This window comes from Streptomyces sp. NPDC026246 (assembly GCF_055567995.1).
In genome coordinates this window covers 179010-196820 of the sequence record NZ_JBVHPJ010000004.1, presented here as the reverse complement: position 1 = coordinate 196820, position 17811 = coordinate 179010, and the positions used below count along the sequence as shown (strand labels likewise).

Annotated in this window: 14 protein-coding genes and 1 pseudogene; 8 read left to right on the top strand and 7 right to left on the bottom strand. The window is 73.6% G+C overall.

Annotated elements, in window-relative coordinates; translation table 11 throughout:
• Positions 1 to 65 precede the first annotated feature (65 nt).
• Positions 66 to 2126 carry a helix-turn-helix domain-containing protein gene (locus ACZ4M5_RS12835; RefSeq protein WP_467735915.1) on the top strand — a complete coding sequence of 687 codons (2061 nt, stop codon included), beginning with the start codon at positions 66 to 68 and terminating at the stop codon, positions 2124 to 2126.
• Positions 2127 to 2174: 48 nt separating this feature from the next.
• On the opposite strand, the gene ACZ4M5_RS12830 is transcribed toward ACZ4M5_RS12835, so the two are convergent.
• Together ACZ4M5_RS12830 and ACZ4M5_RS12825 are read right to left on the bottom strand one after the other, a co-directional pair.
• Positions 2175 to 3581: an MFS transporter gene (locus ACZ4M5_RS12830; RefSeq protein WP_467735913.1), complete on the bottom strand. Its 1407-nt coding sequence runs from the start codon at positions 3579 to 3581 to the stop codon at positions 2175 to 2177.
• A gap of 93 nt (positions 3582 to 3674) precedes the next feature.
• Positions 3675 to 4739 (bottom strand): AI-2E family transporter, encoded by a 1065-nt coding sequence (locus tag ACZ4M5_RS12825; protein ID WP_467735911.1) that lies wholly within the window; start codon positions 4737 to 4739, stop codon positions 3675 to 3677.
• A 274-nt stretch (positions 4740 to 5013) separates the two neighbouring features.
• On the opposite strand from ACZ4M5_RS12825, the gene ACZ4M5_RS12820 reads away from it, so the two are divergent.
• On the top strand, positions 5014 to 6276 hold the full coding sequence (locus tag ACZ4M5_RS12820; protein WP_467735909.1) for a glycoside hydrolase family 88 protein: 1263 nt from the start codon (positions 5014 to 5016) through the stop codon (positions 6274 to 6276).
• A gap of 49 nt (positions 6277 to 6325) precedes the next feature.
• On the opposite strand, the gene ACZ4M5_RS12815 is transcribed toward ACZ4M5_RS12820, so the two are convergent.
• Positions 6326 to 7606: an alginate lyase family protein gene (locus ACZ4M5_RS12815; RefSeq protein WP_467735907.1), complete on the bottom strand. Its 1281-nt coding sequence runs from the start codon at positions 7604 to 7606 to the stop codon at positions 6326 to 6328.
• A 195-nt stretch (positions 7607 to 7801) separates the two neighbouring features.
• Between ACZ4M5_RS12815 and ACZ4M5_RS12810 the strand changes: the two genes are divergently transcribed.
• Positions 7802 to 8539, top strand: coding sequence for an SDR family oxidoreductase (locus ACZ4M5_RS12810; RefSeq protein WP_467735905.1), 738 nt, complete (start codon positions 7802 to 7804; stop codon positions 8537 to 8539).
• A gap of 8 nt (positions 8540 to 8547) precedes the next feature.
• Here the strand turns inward: ACZ4M5_RS12810 and ACZ4M5_RS12805 are convergent, their stop codons facing one another.
• A complete protein-coding gene (locus ACZ4M5_RS12805) occupies positions 8548 to 9462 on the bottom strand; it encodes an RNA polymerase sigma-70 factor (protein WP_467735903.1) in 915 nt (304 codons plus the stop codon).
• Positions 9463 to 9741: 279 nt separating this feature from the next.
• Between ACZ4M5_RS12805 and ACZ4M5_RS12800 the strand changes: the two genes are divergently transcribed.
• A complete protein-coding gene (locus ACZ4M5_RS12800; protein WP_467735901.1) occupies positions 9742 to 10212 on the top strand; it encodes a DUF6069 family protein in 471 nt (156 codons plus the stop codon).
• A 74-nt stretch (positions 10213 to 10286) separates the two neighbouring features.
• Here the strand turns inward: ACZ4M5_RS12800 and ACZ4M5_RS12795 are convergent, their stop codons facing one another.
• Positions 10287 to 12029 carry a hydrogenase maturation protein gene (locus ACZ4M5_RS12795; protein WP_467735899.1) on the bottom strand — a complete coding sequence of 581 codons (1743 nt, stop codon included), beginning with the start codon at positions 12027 to 12029 and terminating at the stop codon, positions 10287 to 10289.
• Between the two features lie 149 nt (positions 12030 to 12178).
• Between ACZ4M5_RS12795 and ACZ4M5_RS12790 the strand changes: the two genes are divergently transcribed.
• Positions 12179 to 12937, top strand: a complete 759-nt coding sequence (locus ACZ4M5_RS12790) for an IclR family transcriptional regulator (protein WP_467735897.1) — start codon at positions 12179 to 12181, stop codon at positions 12935 to 12937.
• A 112-nt stretch (positions 12938 to 13049) separates the two neighbouring features.
• Positions 13050 to 14234: pseudogene (locus ACZ4M5_RS12785) on the top strand (PP2C family protein-serine/threonine phosphatase); the annotation flags it as partial.
• Between the two features lie 354 nt (positions 14235 to 14588).
• Here ACZ4M5_RS12785 and paaK read toward each other — a convergent pair.
• Together paaK and paaI are read right to left on the bottom strand one after the other, a co-directional pair.
• Positions 14589 to 15947 carry a phenylacetate--CoA ligase PaaK gene (gene paaK, locus ACZ4M5_RS12780; RefSeq protein WP_467735895.1) on the bottom strand — a complete coding sequence of 453 codons (1359 nt, stop codon included), beginning with the start codon at positions 15945 to 15947 and terminating at the stop codon, positions 14589 to 14591.
• Positions 15944 to 16333, bottom strand: a complete 390-nt coding sequence (paaI, locus tag ACZ4M5_RS12775) for a hydroxyphenylacetyl-CoA thioesterase PaaI (protein ID WP_467736547.1) — start codon at positions 16331 to 16333, stop codon at positions 15944 to 15946. The genes paaK and paaI overlap by 4 nt, the downstream gene beginning before the upstream one ends.
• Positions 16334 to 16526: 193 nt before the next feature.
• Here paaI and paaA point away from each other — a divergent pair, with 193 nt between their 5' ends.
• On the top strand, positions 16527 to 17513 hold the full coding sequence (gene paaA / locus ACZ4M5_RS12770) for a 1,2-phenylacetyl-CoA epoxidase subunit PaaA (protein ID WP_467735893.1): 987 nt from the start codon (positions 16527 to 16529) through the stop codon (positions 17511 to 17513).
• Positions 17510 to 17803, top strand: coding sequence for a 1,2-phenylacetyl-CoA epoxidase subunit PaaB (paaB, locus tag ACZ4M5_RS12765; RefSeq protein ID WP_333930090.1), 294 nt, complete (start codon positions 17510 to 17512; stop codon positions 17801 to 17803). Before paaA ends, paaB begins: the two co-directional genes overlap by 4 nt.
• The last annotated feature ends 8 nt before the right edge of the window (positions 17804 to 17811 follow it).

Here is a 17811-nt window from a genome sequence, read left to right as displayed (position 1 = left end):
GCCGGTCGCCCGGGAGTTGTCCACAGGGCTGACGGGACGGCCCGGTCATGGTGAATCCTGTGGGCATGTCCAGTGATCACGACCAGCCGGCCGGGCGCCCCGCGGGGACGGCCGCACCGCCGTCGTCCCGAGCCGGGACCTCGCCGGCCGGAAACGCCGCGCGGCCGGCTCGCGCCGAGGTGCGGCCTGCCCCTGCCGCGCTGCCGCCGGCCGGGACGCAGCCGTCCCCGGCGCGTGCCGAGACGCCGTTCCTCGAACTGCTGGCCCGCGGCGCCTCCGCCGACGCCTACGAGCAGCCCGAGCTGCTCGCCCGCGCCGAGGGCCGGCCCGCGGAGTGGATCGCCGCGCTCGCGCACGCCAAGCCGCTGGCCCTGCGGGTGCGTGCGGAGCTGGAGGGACGGCGCCGGCGCGAGGCCGAGCTGTCCGCGCTGTTCGAGACCGCCCACGACCTCGCCGGGCTGCGCGACCTGGACGCGGTGCTCCAGGCGATCGTGCAGCGCGCCCGGTCGCTGCTCGGCACGGACGTCGCCTACCTCAGCCTGAACGACCCGGAGCGCGGCGACACCTACATGCGGGTCACCGAGGGTTCGGTCGCGGCCCGCTTCCAGCAGCTGCGGCTCGGCATGGGGGAGGGCCTCGGTGGCCTGGTCGCCCAGACCGCCCGCCCGTACGTCACCGACGACTACTTCAAGGACGACCGCTTCCAGCACACCCTGACGATCGACGCGGGCGTGCGGGACGAGGGACTCGTGGCCATCCTCGGCGTGCCGCTGAGCCTCGGGCATCACGTCATCGGCGTGCTGTTCGCGGCGGACCGGCGCGCCCGGGTCTTCGAGCGGGAGCAGATCGCCCTGCTCGGCTCCTTCGCCGCGCTGGCCGCGGCCGCCATCGACACCGCCAACCTGCTCGCCGAGACCCGGTCGGCCCTGGCCGGTCTGGAGCGGGCCAACGAGATCATCCGGGACCGCAGCGGCGTCATCGAACGCGCCTCCGACGTGCACGACCGGCTCGCCGAGCTGGTCCTGCGGGGCGGCGGGGTGCACGACGTGGCAGCAGCGGTCTCCGAGATCCTCGACGGCACGGTCGAGTTCACCGAGGCCGCCGCCGCACCGGCCGGGCCCGTGGAGGCCTCGCGCGCCGAGGGCCACGCGGTGCGGCACCAGGACGACTGGATCGCCGCCGTGGCCGCCGGCGGGGAGCTGCTCGGCGCGCTCGTCCTGCACGGTCAGCCGGGCCTCGACCCCGTCGACCAGCGCACTCTGGAACGGGCCGCGATGGTCACCTCCCTGCTGCTGCTGGCCCGCAGGTCCGCCGCCGACGCCGAACAGCGCGTGCGCGGCGAGCTGCTGGACGACCTGCTGGACGCCCGTGACCGGGACCCGCGCCTGCTGCGGGAGCGCGCCGCACGACTCGACGCCGACCTCGACGCCGTGCACGTGGTGCTGGCCGCGCGGCTGGAGGACGCCGCCGACGGCGGGAGCGACGCCGAGCAGGAGGCGGACGCCCGCCGCCGTCTGGCCGCCGCCGCCTCGCACCTGGCCGCCACCCGTCACGGCCTGGCCGCCGCACGCGACGGCGGCACGGTCCTGCTGCTTCCCCTCGCGCCCGGTGACACCGCCACCGCCGTGGCCCGCCGGGCCGCCCGCCACCTGGGCACGGCGGTCCACGCCCCGGTCACGGTCGGCGCCTCCGCGCCCGCCGGGGACCTCGCCGCCCGCCCCGACGCGGTGGCGGCGGCGTACGCGGAGGCCGGACGCTGTCTCGACGCCCTGCGTCTCCTCGGGCGCCGCGGTGACGGTGCCGCCGCCGAGGACTTCGGCTTCCTCGGGCTGCTCCTGGCCGGCGACCGGGACATCCCGGGCTTCGTCGACCGGACGATCGGCCAGGTCGTCGCCTACGACCGGCGGCGTGGGACCGAGCTGCTGCGCACCCTCGACGCGTACTTCGCCAGCGGCATGAGCCCCGCCCGCACCAAGGACGACCTGCACGTGCACGTCAACACCGTCGCCCAGCGACTGGAGCGCGTCGGCCGGCTCCTCGGCGCCGACTGGCAGAGCCCGGCGCGCGCCCTGGAGATCCAGCTCGCCCTGCGCCTGCACCGGCTCTCGGCCCCCGAACGGCCCTGACGCCTCCCGCACGCATCGGGCGTGCGGGAGGCGTCAGGGCCGGGTGCCTCAGACGGTACGGGCGTCCTCCGTCTCGGCCTTCGTCCCGGCCCTCGCCGGGGAGGTGGCGCCGGCGTCGGGGGCGGTGACGTCCGCCAGGTCCCTCCGGTGGGTCTCCTTGGCCGCCGCCACCGCGACGACCGTCAGGAGGGCGGCGGCGATGACGTACAGGGCGATCGGTGTGGAGCTGCCGTACTCGGACAGCAGCGCGGTGGCGATCAGCGGGGCGGGCGCGCCCGCCGCCACCGAGGCGAACTGGGCGCCGATGGACGCGCCGGAGTAGCGCATCCGGGTCGCGAACATCTCGGAGAAGAACGCGGCCTGGGGCGCGTACATCGCGCCGTGCAGGACCAGGCCGACGGTGACGGCGAGGAGCAGACTGCCGAAGCCGCCGGTGTCGATCAGCGCGAAGAACGGGAACATCCACAGCCCGACCCCGACCGCGCCGACGAGGTACACCGGGCGGCGGCCGATCCGGTCGGAGAGGGCGCCCCACGCGGGGATGACGGCGAAGTGCACCGCGGAGGCGATCAGCACGGCGTTGAGGGCCGTCTGCTTGGACACGCCGGCCGAGGTGGTGGCGTAGACGAGGATGAAGGCGGTGATCACGTAGTAGCTGATGTTCTCGGCCATGCGGGCGCCCATCGCGACCAGGACGTCCCGCCAGTGGTGGCGCACCACCGCGACCAGGGGCGTCTTCTCCTCCTCCGTCGGCAGGGCGGCCGCCTTGCGGGCCTCCGCCTGCGCCAGTGCCTCCTTGAAGACAGGCGATTCGTCGACAGACAGACGAATCCACAAACCGACCATCACCAGGACGCCGGACAGCAGGAACGGGATCCGCCAGCCCCAGCTGCCGAACGCGGCGTCGGACAGCAGAGCGGTCAGCAGGGACAGCACTCCGGTGGCGAGGAGCTGGCCGGCCGGGGCGCCGGTCTGCGGCCAGGAGGCCCAGAAGCCGCGCCGCCGCGCGTCGCCGTGCTCCGAGACGAGCAGCACGGCCCCGCCCCATTCGCCGCCCAGCGCGAACCCCTGCACCAGGCGGAGCACGGTGAGCAGCACCGGGGCGGCGGACCCGATGGTGGCGTGCGTCGGCAGCAGCCCGATCGCGAACGTCGCCCCGCCCATCAGCAGCAGACTCAGCACGAGCAGCTTCTTGCGGCCGAGCCGGTCACCGTAGTGCCCGAACACCAGCGCGCCCAGCGGCCGGGCGGCGAAGCCCACGGCGTAGGTCAGGAACGACAGCAGCGTGCCCACCAGCGGATCGGAGTCCGGGAAGAACAGCTGGTTGAAGACGAGCGCGGCGGCGGAGCCGTAGAGGAAGAAGTCGTACCACTCGATGGTGGTGCCGATGAGGCTGGCGGCGACGATGCGCTTGAGGTTCGACGGGGCGGGGGGAGCTGTCGCGGGCGACGACATCGGCACCACTTCCTGGCGTTCTGCGGGGACGGTTGTGTGTCGCCACACCGTAGGAACGGCCAGGTCAAGGGCGTATGTGGTGGGACACCATAGTTATGACGTCGGGTGTGGAGCGTGACCACCCTGAGCGGCCGGGGGCTCCCCAGCTCCGCCACGCAGGGCCTGGTAGACCGACCACACCACCGCCACCAGCGGTACGGCCACCACCGCGCCGATCACCCCCGCCGCGACCGCCCCGCCCACGACGGCCAGGGCGACCACCACCGGGTGCAGCCGGACCGCCCAGCTCATCACCAGGGGGTGCAGGAGGTGCCCCTCGATCTGGCCGATGACCACGATCAGCGCGACGACCACCAGCGCGATCAGCGGGCCCTCGGTCGCGAGGGCGACCACCGCCGCCACGGCGAGGGCGATCGGCGAACCGATCAGCGGGATGAACGCGGCCACGAACTCCAGCAGTGCCAGGGGCACAGCCAGCGGCACCCCCAGCGCGAACAGGGCGATGCCCACGAGGACGGCGTTGGTCGCCGCCACCAGCAGGATGCCGTGCGTGTAACCGGTGAAGGTCCGCCAGGCGGCCCCGGCCCCGACCGAGAAGCGCAGGCGTGCCCGCTCGGGCAGCTGGTCGCACACCCACTGCCACTGCCGTTCGCCGGAGTAGGTGAAGAACACCGAGCAGAACAGGGCGAGCGCCAGCACGGTCAGCACCTCGACCAGGCGGCCGGCGCCGGTGAGCGCCGTGCTGATGAGGGTGGAGCGGTGCTCCGAGAGCAGCTTGCCGACCCGTGACTGGAGGTCGTCGAACATGTGGGCCGGAAGGTGGAAGGGTGCCTGCTCCAACTGCCGTTCGATCCGGTCGATCCCCGCCACGAACTCCCGCTCCAGCCCGCTGCGCTGCTCCGCCACCGTCTCGCCGACCAGGGCCAGCGCCCCGAGGACGAGGACGATGCCGCCGATCAGGACGACGGCGACGGCCGCCGGGCGCGGCATGTACCGGGCCAGGAGGCCGGCTGCCGGGCGCAGCACCGCCGTGATGACGAGTCCGAGGAAGACGGCGACGGCGACCCGGTGGAACTCGCCGAGCACGGAGAAGGCGAACCGGACGACGACGCCGACCGCGATGAGCCGCCAGGCGTAGGCCCCGGCGGTCCGCAGCACTCGCGGTACCCGCTCCTCCGCGTCGTTCAGGGGAGGCGGGGGCGAGGCGGGCGGACCGGGAGGCGTGGACACCACATGCCCGTACCACCCGGCGGCCCCCGAACCGCGCTCCCGGGCCGGAATTCCCCCGAAGGCCGGTAGCCCCGGCCCGTCCCTTCGCCACACACGCGGTGTTCACAGCCATGAACATCTCTCACGTGGGTGTACAGGCTGCTGCCGTTCATGCGACGCTCGGTCAACTCCGTTCCCACGCCCCACAGTTGGAGGGATCCGCATGCGTGTCTCCCGTCGTGCCGTGCTGTCCGCGGCGGCCGGTGCCGCAGCACTGTCCGCAGCCCCGCCGGCCGCAGCGGCCCCGGGTCCGCACGGCGCCGTGACCGCGGCCCAGGCCGCCGACAGAGCGCCCGTGCCCGCACCCACCCTGCGCCGGCTCCGCGAGGCCGCCGACTACGCCGTCGACAAGCTGCACGCCGTCGCCCCGAAGGTGACCGCCTTCCCCGTCGGCACCAAGTTCGAGAAGTGGGTGTACTCGCAGAACGGCGACTGGGTCGGCGGCTTCTGGCCGGGCACGCTCTGGATGGCGTGGCTGCACAGCGGCGACGACGCCTTCCGCACCCTGGCCGCGGACGCGGCGCGCCGGCTCGCCCCGCGCCAGTACGACACCGGCACGCACGACCTCGGCTTCCTCTTCTCTCCCTCCTGGGTGACCGCCTGGCGGCTGACGGGCGACGAGGCATGGCGGACGGGCGCCCTGCGCGCCGCCGACTCGCTGATCCGGCGGTACAACCCGCGCGGCCGCTTCCTCAGGGCCTGGGGCGCGCTCGACAGCCCGGACAACGCCGGCCGCGTCATCATCGACACGATGATGAACCTGGACCTGCTGGCCTTCGCGAGCCGGCAGACCGGTGACGGCAGGTACCTGGACATCGCCGTCGAGCACGCGAGGACCACGCGGCGGTACTTCCCGCGCCCGGACGGCTCCACCCCGCACGTCTACGACTTCGACCCCGGCACCGGCGCCCCGATCGGCCCGAACACCGTCCAGGGGTACAGCCCGTCGTCCTGCTGGGCGCGCGGGCAGGCCTGGGGGTTGTACGGGTTCACCACCATGTACCGGCGGACCGGCGACCGGGACTTCCTCGCCACCGCCCGCAGCCTCGCCGACTTCGCGATCGGCGCGCTGACCCCGGACCACGTCCCGGTGTGGGACTACCGTGCGCCGCAGCAGCCGCACGACGTCAAGGACGCGTCCGCCGGCGCGGTCATGGCCTGCGGGCTCCTCGACCTGGCCGCCGCGACCGGTCACGGCGCGTACCGCGAGGTGGCGCTGCGGCTGCTCACGGCCCTGTCGGAGACCTGCCTGACCCGGAACTCGGCCCGGGCGGAGGCGGTGGTCGCCCGCTGCACCCGCAACCGCCCGGCCGAGGACGGCGTGGAGATCTCCCTGCCGTACGCCGACTACTACCTGCTGGAAGGCATCCTGCGCGTCCTGCGGCCGCGGGACGTCGACCGGGCGATCGACCTCTCCACGGTCTGACCGGTCTCCGCCCCACCGGCTCTCACCCCGGGTCGCCTCTCCCGGCCCGTCAGCCCGTGATCGAGTCGAGCTGTTCCGCCGCCGGGCGCAACGCCCACAGATCACCGCCCGGCGGCTCCTCCAGCGACGGAACGGCCGCGCGCGCCCGCGGGTCCCCGGCGTCGGCGGCCGCGTGCACGACGTCGGTGGCCGCGAAACGGCGGAACTCCAGCTCCGGATGCGGCCAGTCGGCCGCGCCCGTCGCGGCGGGCAGCAGGTAGTCCACCGCCTTGAACAGGCTCTGGCCGCCCGGACCCCGGTAGGCCCACAGGTCCACCCCGACCCGGCGGCCGATGGCCGCCAGCCTGGTGTGGGCCACCAGCGTGAACGTCGAGTAGTGCCAGCTCCTGGTCCGGGCCAGTTCCTGGGGCTGGCGGCCGTCCGGCGCGATCTGCACGGCGATGCGCTTGTCCCGTGCGTCGAGCACCGTGCGCCGGGCCAGCGCCATGTCGCCGGTGGCGTGGGCCAGGCCGGCGAGCAGCAGGTCGTAGAAGGTGCCGTGGTTGTTGGTGGCGGCCGCCTCCTGCCTGCCGAAGTCGCTGTCCTTGAGCCAGCCGAGGAAGTCGGTGTTCCAGCGGCTCATGGCGCTGCGGTCCTGCCGGGTCCAGCCCGGGGCGCCGGTCTCCAGCAGGGCGAGCGCGTCCAGGACGCCGGTGTAGGACTGGGAGAAGTCGATGATGCCGATGGCGCGGCCGTCGTACTTGCACGGGATGAACTGCGCGTGGTCGAGGTTCGGGTTCATCCGGGTGGACGGGTCGAGGAACCAGGTGCGCAGTACGTGCCCGGCCTTGAGGGCGTAGCGCCGCTCGCCGGTGTAGTACCAGGCCAGGGACAGGTCGTAGGCGGAGTCGAAGGTCTTCTCCAGGTCCTGGCGGTCCGTGCCGGAGTCGACCTCGGGGTTGCGCTCGCCGTCGCGCTGCACGTAGGGGCAGCCCCAGGGGTTGTCGGCGGTCGGCGTCGTGGTGGGCCACCAGTACGGGGCCTGGCTGAGGTAGTCGTGGACGTCGCCGCCGGGGGCCGGGCGGGGCTTGTCGACGACGGTCCAGGGGCCCTGGTCGAGCCACTGGTCGGCGCGCGCCCGCAACACCCGGACCGCCTGCCGCAGTCGGGGGTCGCCGCCGTGCTGGAGGCGGGTCCTGGTGCGCTCGAGACGGGTGCCGTCCAGCACCGTGGTGTGCGGTGCGCGGTCGGAGTGCGCCGCGTCCGGCCGGGCCGAGGCGGCGGGGGCGGCGCCCGTGAGGAACGCCGTCAGTGCCAGCGCGAGGATCCCCGCGCGTCGTGGTGCGCCCATCGTCCGCTCCTTGTTCATGTAGGTGAACAATGTTCAAGCTTGTGGCGGCGTGAGCATGACACGTCGGTACCGGTGCCGGGAAGGGGTGTGCGGCGATCCGGGTCGGCCGGTGGGCGCGACCGGTGTGCCTGTCACAGAACGGCGTCCTGCTCTGTCTCCGTGGTGAGTCAGCACTTCAGCGAAACGGAGACAGTGATGAAGATCGTGGTAGTCGGCGGTACGGGACTCATCGGCTCGCAGGTGGTCGCCCTGCTGCGCGAGGCCGGGCACGAGGCCGTTCCCGCCGCACCCTCCACCGGCGTCGACACCCTCACCGGCGAGGGACTGGCCGAGGCACTCGAGGGCGCCGACGTGGTCGTGGACGTGTCGAACTCGCCGTCCTTCGACACCGAACCGGCTCTGGACTTCTTCACCCGGTCGGCGCGCACCCTGTTCGCCGCCGAGAAGCAAGCGGGCGTCCGCCACCACGTGGCCCTGTCGATCGTGGGCGTCGACCAGGTGCCCGGCTACGGCTACTACGAGGCCAAGGTCGCGCAGGAGAACGCCGTGCGCGACAGCGGCGTGCCGTACAGCCTGGTGCGCGCCACGCAGTTCTTCGAGTTCGTCGCTCCGGTGATGGACATGTCCACCCAGGGCACCGAGGTACGGCTGCCGTCCACACGGCTGCGGCCCATCGCCTCCGCCGACGTGGCCGCGGCCGTCGCCGAGGCGGCACAGGGCGAACCGTCCCACGGCATCCGCAACATCGCCGGCCCCGAGGTGTACGGACTCGACCGGCTCGGGGAACTGACCCTGGCGGCCGAGCCGGACGGCCGCACCGTCGTCACCGACGAGAAGGCCGGCCTGTTCGCCGGCATGCCCGACGTGCTCACCGGTGACGACGGCACGCACCTCGCGGCCACCCGCTTCGAGGAGTGGCTGAAGAGGAGCTGACCGGCGGCCTACGTGCGGTCGGTCCGTCCCCGGGCCGACCGCTCGTACGCCCGCAGCTTCTCCGGCGCCAGGACCCAGTACAGCCCGTCGATGCCGCCCGGCCCCGCCGTCGCGCTCACCAGGGCGACGGCCGCCCCGTCCACCAGGAGCAGCAGACAGGGTTGCCCGTTGGCCTCGGCCAGGCGGTATTCGGCGCCGGGGAAGAACCGGTGGGTGAAGGCCGTGACCCTGGCCACCCGCCCGGCACCCGCCACCGCCCGCCTGGCCACGCCGCGCATGCCGTTGCCGTCGGCGTGGGCGACCACGTCGGCCGACAGCACGTCCTCCAGCGCGGCGACGTCGCCGTCACGGGCGGCGGCGACGAACGCCTCCAGCAGACGCCGGTGCTGCGCGGTGTCGACCGGCTCCCGCCGTTCGGCGGCCAGACGCCGGCGGGCCCGGGAGACGATCTGCCGGGCATTGGCCTGACCGAGCCCGAGCATGTCCGCGATCTCGCCGTAGGCGTAGCCGAACGCCTCCCGCAGCACATAGGCGGCCCGCTCCACCGGGTTGAGCCGCTGCAGGACCAGCAGCACGGCCAGCTCCAGCGCCTCCCCGCGCTCCGCGCCGAGCTGCGGGTCGGCGCTGGTGTCCACCGGCTCCGGCAGCCAGGGCCCGACGTAGGACTCGCGGCGGACCCGCGCCGACCGCGCCACGTTGATCGCCAGCCGGGTGGTGATCCTGGCCAGGTACGCCCCGTGGTCGAGGACCGCGCCCCGGTCGGCGCCCTGCCAGCGCAGCCACACCTCCTGCACCACGTCCTCCGCCTCGGACACGCTGCCCAGGACCCGGTAGGCGATGCCGAACAGCCGCGGGCGCAGCCGCTCGAACGCGTCCGCCGCCGCGTTCAGCGTCTCGTCGGTGAGGGGCCGCCGCTGGTCCATGGTGCCGATGCCTCCGGGGGTGGGACGTCCTGCCTCAGACGGTACGGCCCCAGCGGCCCGCCCTCCCGGCGGCACTCGGTCCGCGCGACGGGTGGATTCCCCCCGGGCGGCTGACGGACGCCTTCACGTGGCTGCCGGGGCCCGGGGCGGCCGGCGCCGTCCGGATGAACGGGCGGACCGGTGAACTGCCTGCGCGCGCACCGATGAGTTCCGGCGGACCCCGCCGTCTACCCCTGCGCAAGGCTCGCCGAGCCCCAACCCCCGGCAGGAGACGCTGACATGACTGTGACGACCTCTCAGAACCCGTCCGTGCAGGCCCGTCCCGCCAAGGTCTCCGGCTTCCTGGCCACCCGTCCGGTCTGGCTGGTGGGCCTGCTCGCCACGCTCGCGGGCGCGGTCGTGACCGAGCTGTTCGCACTGGCCGCCCGCGCCGCCGGGGTTCCCATGGAGGCGGCGAGCCCGGGCGCGAAGGAGGCGGCACCGATCCCGGTCGGCGGCTTCTTCGGCGGGGTGGTGTTCTGGTCGGTCGCGGGCATCGTCCTGGCGGTCGCACTCGCCCGGTGGGCCCGGCGGCCCGCCCGTACGTTCACGGTGACCACCGTCGCGCTCACCGTCCTGTCCCTCGCGGGCCCCGCCGTCGCCCCGCACACGGCCCTGTCCACCCAGGTCGTCCTGGCCGTGTCCCACCTGGTGGCCGCCGCCGTGATCATCCCGACGCTGGCCGGGCGGCTGTCGCCGTTGCGCCGGTGACGCCCCGGCCCACCCCGCCCGCATCGGCCCGTCGCGCTCCCGCGCCGACGGGCCGTCGGCCGTGCTGCGTCCTCCTATCCGTCCGCGCCCGCCAGCGGCCGGGCCGATCCGGCCGGGACCTTGCGCACGAAGGCGGACCGCAGCGCGTGGTACGAGGCCCGCGGGTCGAAGAACACGGCCCGCATGCGGGCCAGTTCGGCTCGCCGGTACTCGGCCAGGGGCCGGTGGAGCTCGTCCGCGTGCCGCGCCGTGGCCTTGGCGGTGATGCGCCGGGCGATGTCACCGTCGTTGATCGTCTCGGCGGCCAGACGCTCCACCTCCGTGGCGAACTCCTCGGCCGCGACCGGCACCAGACGGTCGACCAGACCCATCCGCTCGGCCGACACCGCGCTCAGCGGCAGCGCCTCGCTCGTCAGCCGCTCCGCCGTCTCGGCCCCCACCCGGCGCGGCAGCGAGTACGTCCAGTACTCCGAGCCGTACAGGCCCATGGCCCGGTAGTGCGGGTTCAGGACAGCGCCCGTGCGGCACCAGACCTCGTCGGCGGCCAGTGCCAGCATCAGCCCCCCGGCCGCCGCGTTGCCGGCGAGGGCCGAGACCACCAGCCGGTCGGTGGTGCGCAGCACGGCCTCGACCAGGTCGTTCAGGGCGGTCAGGTTGGCCCAGGACTCGCCCGCCGGATCGCCCGCCGCCTCGATGACGTTCAGGTGGATGCCGTGGGAGAAGACGTCCCGGCCGCCGCCCAGCACCAGTACCGAGGTGGGGCGGGTCAGCGCGTACCGGTAGGCGGCGAGCAGCCTGCGGCAGTGGACCGTGCTCATCGCTCCGCCCGGGAAGGAGAAGGACAGGAAGCCCACGTCCCCCTGCTGGCGGTAGCGGATGTCCGTCCAGGTCGTGCGGTCCGCGGGCAGTTCGAGCCGGGCCGCGATCTCCGGCAGCCAGTACGGGCGGTCCGTCATGCCGGGCATGCCCGGGCCGCTGTCGGGCGGCGCGGGGAACCGGGCGAGCACCGAGGTCGCCGGGCGGCGGAACGGAGCCGGATCGCCGGAGCTCTTGCGGGGCCGCAGCTCCGGGATCCACACGGCACCGTCCCGGGTCGCCCGGCACAGGGCGCCTGCCCGGGTCGCCAGCAGCTCCCCGGGCCGTCCACGCAGCCGGTCCTCCGGGTGTCCGCCGTGCAGGAACACCTCGCGCCCGCACAGCTCGTCCAGGACGCCCGGCTGCGAGTCGGCGGCGCGCAGTTTGCGCAGGACCGTTTCCGTGTCGTCGTGCTCCCAGTCCACGCGCCGCTGCTCCTGGCGGAGGAAGTCCCGCCAGACGACGCGGATGCCCGGGTCGCTCTGCGGGCGCGGCTTGAAGGCGCCGTCGGCGTAGCGTCGTACGGCCTGGAGGACGGCGGCCGTGGCGGCGTCGGACAGCTCGTTGCGGTAGACGTCGCTCTTGCCCGCCGACGGCACCGTGAAGGCGCCGTCCGCCCAGATGTCGCCCGCGTCCATAGCGGCCCCGGCCTGGAGCACCGTCACGCCCCACTCGCGGGCACCGTCGGTGAGGGCGTGGTCCAGCGACGAGGGGCCGCGGTCGCCGGGCGGCCCCGGGTGCACGACCAGGCAGGTGTGCTCCTGCCAGATGTCCTCCGGCAGGGCCGACTTCAGCATCGGGGCGACGATCAGCTCCGGGCGGAACTCGTGCACGGCGGCCCGGACCGCGTCGGCGCCGTGCGAGGCGAGGACGACGTCCAGGCGGTGGCCCTGGTCGGACAGTTCGGCGTACACACGCTGGGACAGGCTGTTGAACGCGCTGGCGACGAGCAAGATGTCCATGACATGGCATGGTGGCCGCTGCGGGAAGAGCCGAGAAGGACCCTTGCGGCGTTTCGCGCCTTTGTTCCGTTTCTGCCCGCTCGGACATCGCTTGCGCACGTATCGGGGTCCACCTTGCTCGCCGTGTCGGCCTGGCGCAGGCTGTTCCTATGGGTGCGCGAGACGGCCCCACGCTCATCGGCTCCGTGCAGCGGGCCATGCGTCTGCTGGAGGCGGTGAGCGCGCACGAGAACGGCGCTCCGGCCAAGCAGCTGGCACGCGAGACCGGCCTGCCCCTGGCCACCGCCTACCACCTGCTGCGCACCCTGGTGCACGACGGCTATGTGCGGAAGCTGGACGACGGCGGCTTCGTCCTCGGCGACAAGCTGCAGTCCCTGCGCTCCACGGGCCGGGCCCAGGCCCTGCTGAACCGTGTGCGGCCGACGCTCAACGCGCTCCGCGACGAGCTCGCCAGCGCCGCCTACCTCACCTTCTACGAGGACGGCGAGATACGGGTCGCCGAGATCGTCGACGGGCCCGGCACCCCCCGCGTCGACCTGTGGGTCGGCTTCGAGGACGCGGGGCACGCCACCGCGCTGGGCAAGGCCGTGCTGCGCGAGATGGACGAGGAGGCCCGCCGGGACTACCTGGCCCGGCACCACCTCGCCGACCTCACCCCGCGGACGATCACCAGCCTGCCGGAACTGCTCAGGCGGCTGGAGGCCCCGCCGCTGGCCCCCGCCGTCACGGACCTCGAGGAGTACTCCCTCGGTACGGTCTGTGTCGCCGTCCCCGTCTACAGCGGGGACACGCTCGGTTCGCTGGGCGTCTCCCTCCCGGCGCACCGGCTCTCCCGGCTGCCGGAGATCCGCGAGCGGCTGCTGCCGACCGCGAGCCGCATCACCCGAGGGCTCTCGCTCACTATCTGAAAACCCTCTCCTTGCCGCCGTCCCGGCCCACCCCTTTTTCTGGATGAAACGGACATCCAGGGGGTGCGCCTCCGGCCGCGCCCGCAGACAGGTGAAGGACACGGATAAGCACATGAGCCATGCGCGAGACCTCGGTGGCGACCACCGCCCGGTACGGCCGTCCGGCAGCGCGGTGGCCGGTGCCGGGGCACCGGCCCGCAGTCGCCCACGCGCGCGGCCGGCCGCCGTCCTGCCCGTCCTGCCCGTCCTGGTCGTCGCCGCCGTGCTCCTCGCCGACCTGGCCGGTGACGCCGGCGAGGTCTGGCTCCCCCTGCTCGCCGCCGGGCCCGCCCTCGCCGCCGTCACCAACGGGCTGCGGGGCGTCGCCGGGGTCGGCCTGCTGGCCACGGCGGTCGCCGCCGTGCTGGGGACGCGCGACGGGGTCCCCGGTCCGGAACTGACCGGCGTCCTGGCGGCGCTGGTGGCGGTCACCCTCGCGGGCGGCCTGGCGGTCGTCCTGCGCGGGCGGCGGGAGAGGGTGCTGGCGGCCGTCCGCTCGGTGGCCGAGACCGCCCAGCACGCACTGCTCAAGCCCGTACCGCCCCATGTCGGCCCGTTCCAGGTGGCCGTGCGCTACAGCGCCGCGGCCGCGGAGGCCCGGATCGGCGGTGACCTCTACGCGCTGATACCCACCCCGCACGGGGTGCGGCTGATCGTCGGCGACGTCCGCGGCAAGGGACTGCCCGCCGTGGGGACCGCCGCCCTGGTCCTGGGCGTCTTCCGGGAGGCCGCCCACGACGAACCCGACCTGCTCGCCGTGGTGGAGCGGATCGAGCGGAGCCTGGCGCGCAACCTCGGCCACGACGACTTCGTCACCGCGATCGTCGCCGGATATCCGCCGGGTGGGCACCTGGAGATCGTGAACTGCGGGCACACGCCCCCGCTGCTGGTCCGTGCGTCGGGGGCCGTGATGCCGGTCGAGCCGGATCTGCCGTCCCCGCCCCTCGGGCTGCGCGCCCTCGCGGGACAAGTGCCCGGCCTGCAGGAACTGCCGTTCGCCGAGGGCGACCAGCTCCTGCTGTACACCGACGGCGTCACCGAGGCCCGCGACCACGGCCGGGCCTTCTACCCGCTGGCCGAAGGACTTCAGCGGCACGTGACCCCCGAACCGGCCCGCACCCTCGACGCCCTGCACGGCGAACTGCTGGCGCACGTGGGCGGCAGGCTGCACGACGACGCGGCACTGCTGCTGATCCGCAAACCGGTCCGGTCCCGGACGGCGACCGGGCCCGGGGCACCCACCGAGCCGGTGGCCCCCACCGAGCCGGGGGCACCTGCCGCGCTCGCGGCACCCACCCGGTCGGGGGCGCCTGCCTGGACCCATGCACCTACCTCCACCGAGGCGCCCACCCCGACCGAGGCGCCCACCCCGACCGAGGCACCCACCCCGACCGAGGCACACACCAGGTCGGAGGAGGCCGCGGCGACCGGGCGGGTCACGGCCTACGGGGTGCACACCCAGCCTGCGGGGTCCGACGAGGGTGAGGCGCACGCGGGTCCGGACCTGCCTGGCGGGAGCAGCGGGCACGCGGGGCCAGACGTGACCGACGAGGCGTCGCCCGCCCCCGTGCGGTGCCGCTCCTGACCTCCCCGTTCGACCCCTGCCCGGCCCTCACTCCTCGCGCAGGTCCTTGACCCTCTTGAGCTTGCCGACGGACCGCTCGAGGGTCTCCGGTTCGACGATCGTCACGTCGACCGTGACGCCCACGCCGTCCTTCACCTCCTGCGCGATCGCCCGCGCCGCCGCCTCGCGCGACTCCGGCGGGGTGCCGGGCCGGCTCTCGACCCGGACGGCCATGTGGTCCAGGCGGCCGCGCCGGGTCAGCTGGATCTGGAAGTGCGGTGCGACCCCGGGGGTACGCAGCACGATCTCCTCGATCTGGCTGGGGAAGACGTTCACGCCGCGCAGGACGATCATGTCGTCGCAACGGCCGGTGATCTTCTGGATGCGGCGGAAGGCGGGCCGGGCCGTGCCCGGGAGCAGCCGGGTCAGGTCGCGGGTGCGGTAGCGGACGATCGGCAGGGCCTCCTTGGTCAGCGACGTGAAGACCAGCTCGCCCTCCTCGCCCTCGGGCAGCACCTCGCCGGTGATCGGGTCGACCACCTCGGGGTAGAAGTGGTCCTCCCAGACGTGCAGGCCGTCCTTGGTCTCCACGCACTCCTGGGCGACGCCCGGGCCGATCACCTCGGACAGCCCGTAGATGTCCACGGCGTGGATGTCCGTCCGCTCCTCGATCTCGCGGCGCATCTGCTCGGTCCACGGCTCCGCGCCGAAGATGCCCACGCGCAGGCTGCTCGCCCGCGGATCGAGGCCCTGCCGCTCGAACTCGTCGAGCAGGGTGAGCATGTAGGACGGGGTGACCATGATGATCTCGGGCCGGAAGTCCTGGATGATCTGCACCTGGCGGGCGGTCATGCCGCCGGAGGCCGGGATCACCAGACAGCCGGCGCGCTCCGCGCCGTAGTGGGCACCGAGGCCGCCGGTGAACAGCCCGTAGCCGTAGGAGATGTGCACCTTGTGCCCCGGGCGGCCGCCGGCGGCCCGGATCGACCGGGCGACCAGGTCCGACCACATCGACAGGTCGTTCTCGGTGTAGCCGACCACCGTGGGGCGGCCGGTGGTGCCGCTGGAGGCGTGCACGCGCCGCACCCGGTCCATGGGGACGGCGAACATGCCGAACGGGTAGGTGTCCCGCAGGTCTGCCTTGGTGGTGAAGGGGAAGCGGGCCAGGTCCTCCAGCGAGCGGCAGTCCTCGGGCCGCACACCGGCCGCGTCGAACTTCTCGCGGTACGTCTCGACGTTGTCGTAGGCGTGCCGCAGGCTCCGCCGCAGCCGGTCCAGCTGAAGCGCGCGCAGTTCCTCACGGGTGAGGCGCTCGGCGTCGTCCAGGAGGGCGTGGGGGAGGGGCTCGCCCCGTCGCCGTCCGGCCGTGACCGCGGTGTCCGGCGTGGTCTGCATGTGACGGGTCATGCCGGCTCCTCCGACCTCGTGCTGTGGACGGTACGGCTGCGGCCCCGGAACTCGGCCACCACGTCCTCACCCCGCAGGACGGTCACGTCGTACAGGCCGCTGCGGCCGTACCGGGTGCGTTCCTCCGCCCTCGCGACCAGGACGTCCCCCTCGCGCGCCGGGGCGACGAACGAGATGTCCGCGCCCGCCGCGACGGTCACCGGACCGTGGCTGTTGCACGCGCAGGCGAACGCCGTGTCGGCGAGGAGGAAGACGTACCCGCCGTGGGCGATGCCGTGGCCGTTCACCATCGACCCGGTCACGGTCATGCGCAGCACCGCGGTGCCCACGCCCTGTTCCAGCAGTTCGATCCCGAGGCCCCGGGAGGCCCGGTCCGCGGCGAACATGGCCTCCGCGGGCGTCGTCGCGTCAGCGGTTCCGGTCACTTCTCGCACCACCTTGTAGCCCGACCGACCATTCGGTTAGCTTGGCGCCAAGTAATCAAGCCGCCACGGGGCCTGTCAAGGGCCGGGGGCTTACCAAGGCGCCCCGGCTTGGATAGCATGGACCGAACGAATGGTCGGTTGGGAAGTGGGACGGATGGACACGACACACTCCAGCCCCGCGGGGGCGGACGGCGCCGAGCCGGTTCTCCAGCAGCACTTCGAGGCGACGATCGCGCGGGACCAGCGCATCGAGCCGCGCGACTGGATGCCCGAGGGCTACCGGAAGACACTGATCCGGCAGATCGCGCAGCACGCGCACTCCGAGATCATCGGCATGCAGCCCGAGGGCGAGTGGATCACCCGGGCGCCGTCGCTGCGCCGCAAGGCCATCCTGTTCGCCAAGGTCCAGGACGAGGCCGGGCACGGGCTGTACCTGTATTCGGCGGCGGAGACGCTGGGCGCCGACCGCGCCGACCTCACCGGACGGCTCATCGAGGGCCGCCAGAAGTACTCGTCGATCTTCAACTACCCGACGATGAGCTTCGCCGACGTCGGTGTCATCGGCTGGTTCGTGGACGGCGCCGCGATCTGCAACCAGGTGCCGCTGTGCCGCTCCTCCTTCGGGCCGTACGCGCGGGCCATGGTGCGGATCTGCAAGGAGGAGTCCTTCCACCAGCGGCAGGGCTACGAGCTGCTGATGACGATGATGCGCGGCACCCCCGAGCAGCGCGAGATGGTGCAGGACGCGGTGAACCGCTGGTGGTGGCCGTCGCTGATGATGTTCGGCCCGCCCGACGAGGCCTCGCCCAACTCGGCGCAGTCCATGGCCTGGAAGATCAAGCGGCACAGCAACGACGAACTGCGCCAGCGCTTCGTCGACATGACCGTGCCGCAGGCCGACAAGCTCGGTGTGACGCTCCCGGACCCGGAGCTGCGCTGGAACGAGGAGCGGGGGCACCACGACTTCGGCACGCCCGACTGGGACGAGCTGATGAGGGTCATCAAGGGCGACGGACCGTGCAACGAGGAGCGCATGACCCGGCGCCGCACGGCCCACGAGGAGGGCGCCTGGGTGCGTGAGGCGGCCACCGCCCACGCCGCCAAGCAGGCGTCCCGGACGCGGAAGGGAGCGGTGGCATGACCGCCGGCAAGCAGGACTGGCCCCTGTACGAGGTGTTCGTGCGCGGCAAGCGGGGCCTGAACCACGTCCACGTGGGCTCGCTGCACGCGGCCGACGACCGCATGGCGCTCACCCACGCCCGCGACCTGTACACCCGCCGCAACGAGGGCGTGTCCCTCTGGGTCGTGCGCTCGGAGCACATCGCCGCCTCCACGCGCGACGAGAAGGACCCCTTCTTCGAGCCCAGCGCCGACAAGGTCTACCGCCACCCGACCTTCTACGACATCCCCGACGACGTCCCGCACATCTGAAGGAGAGG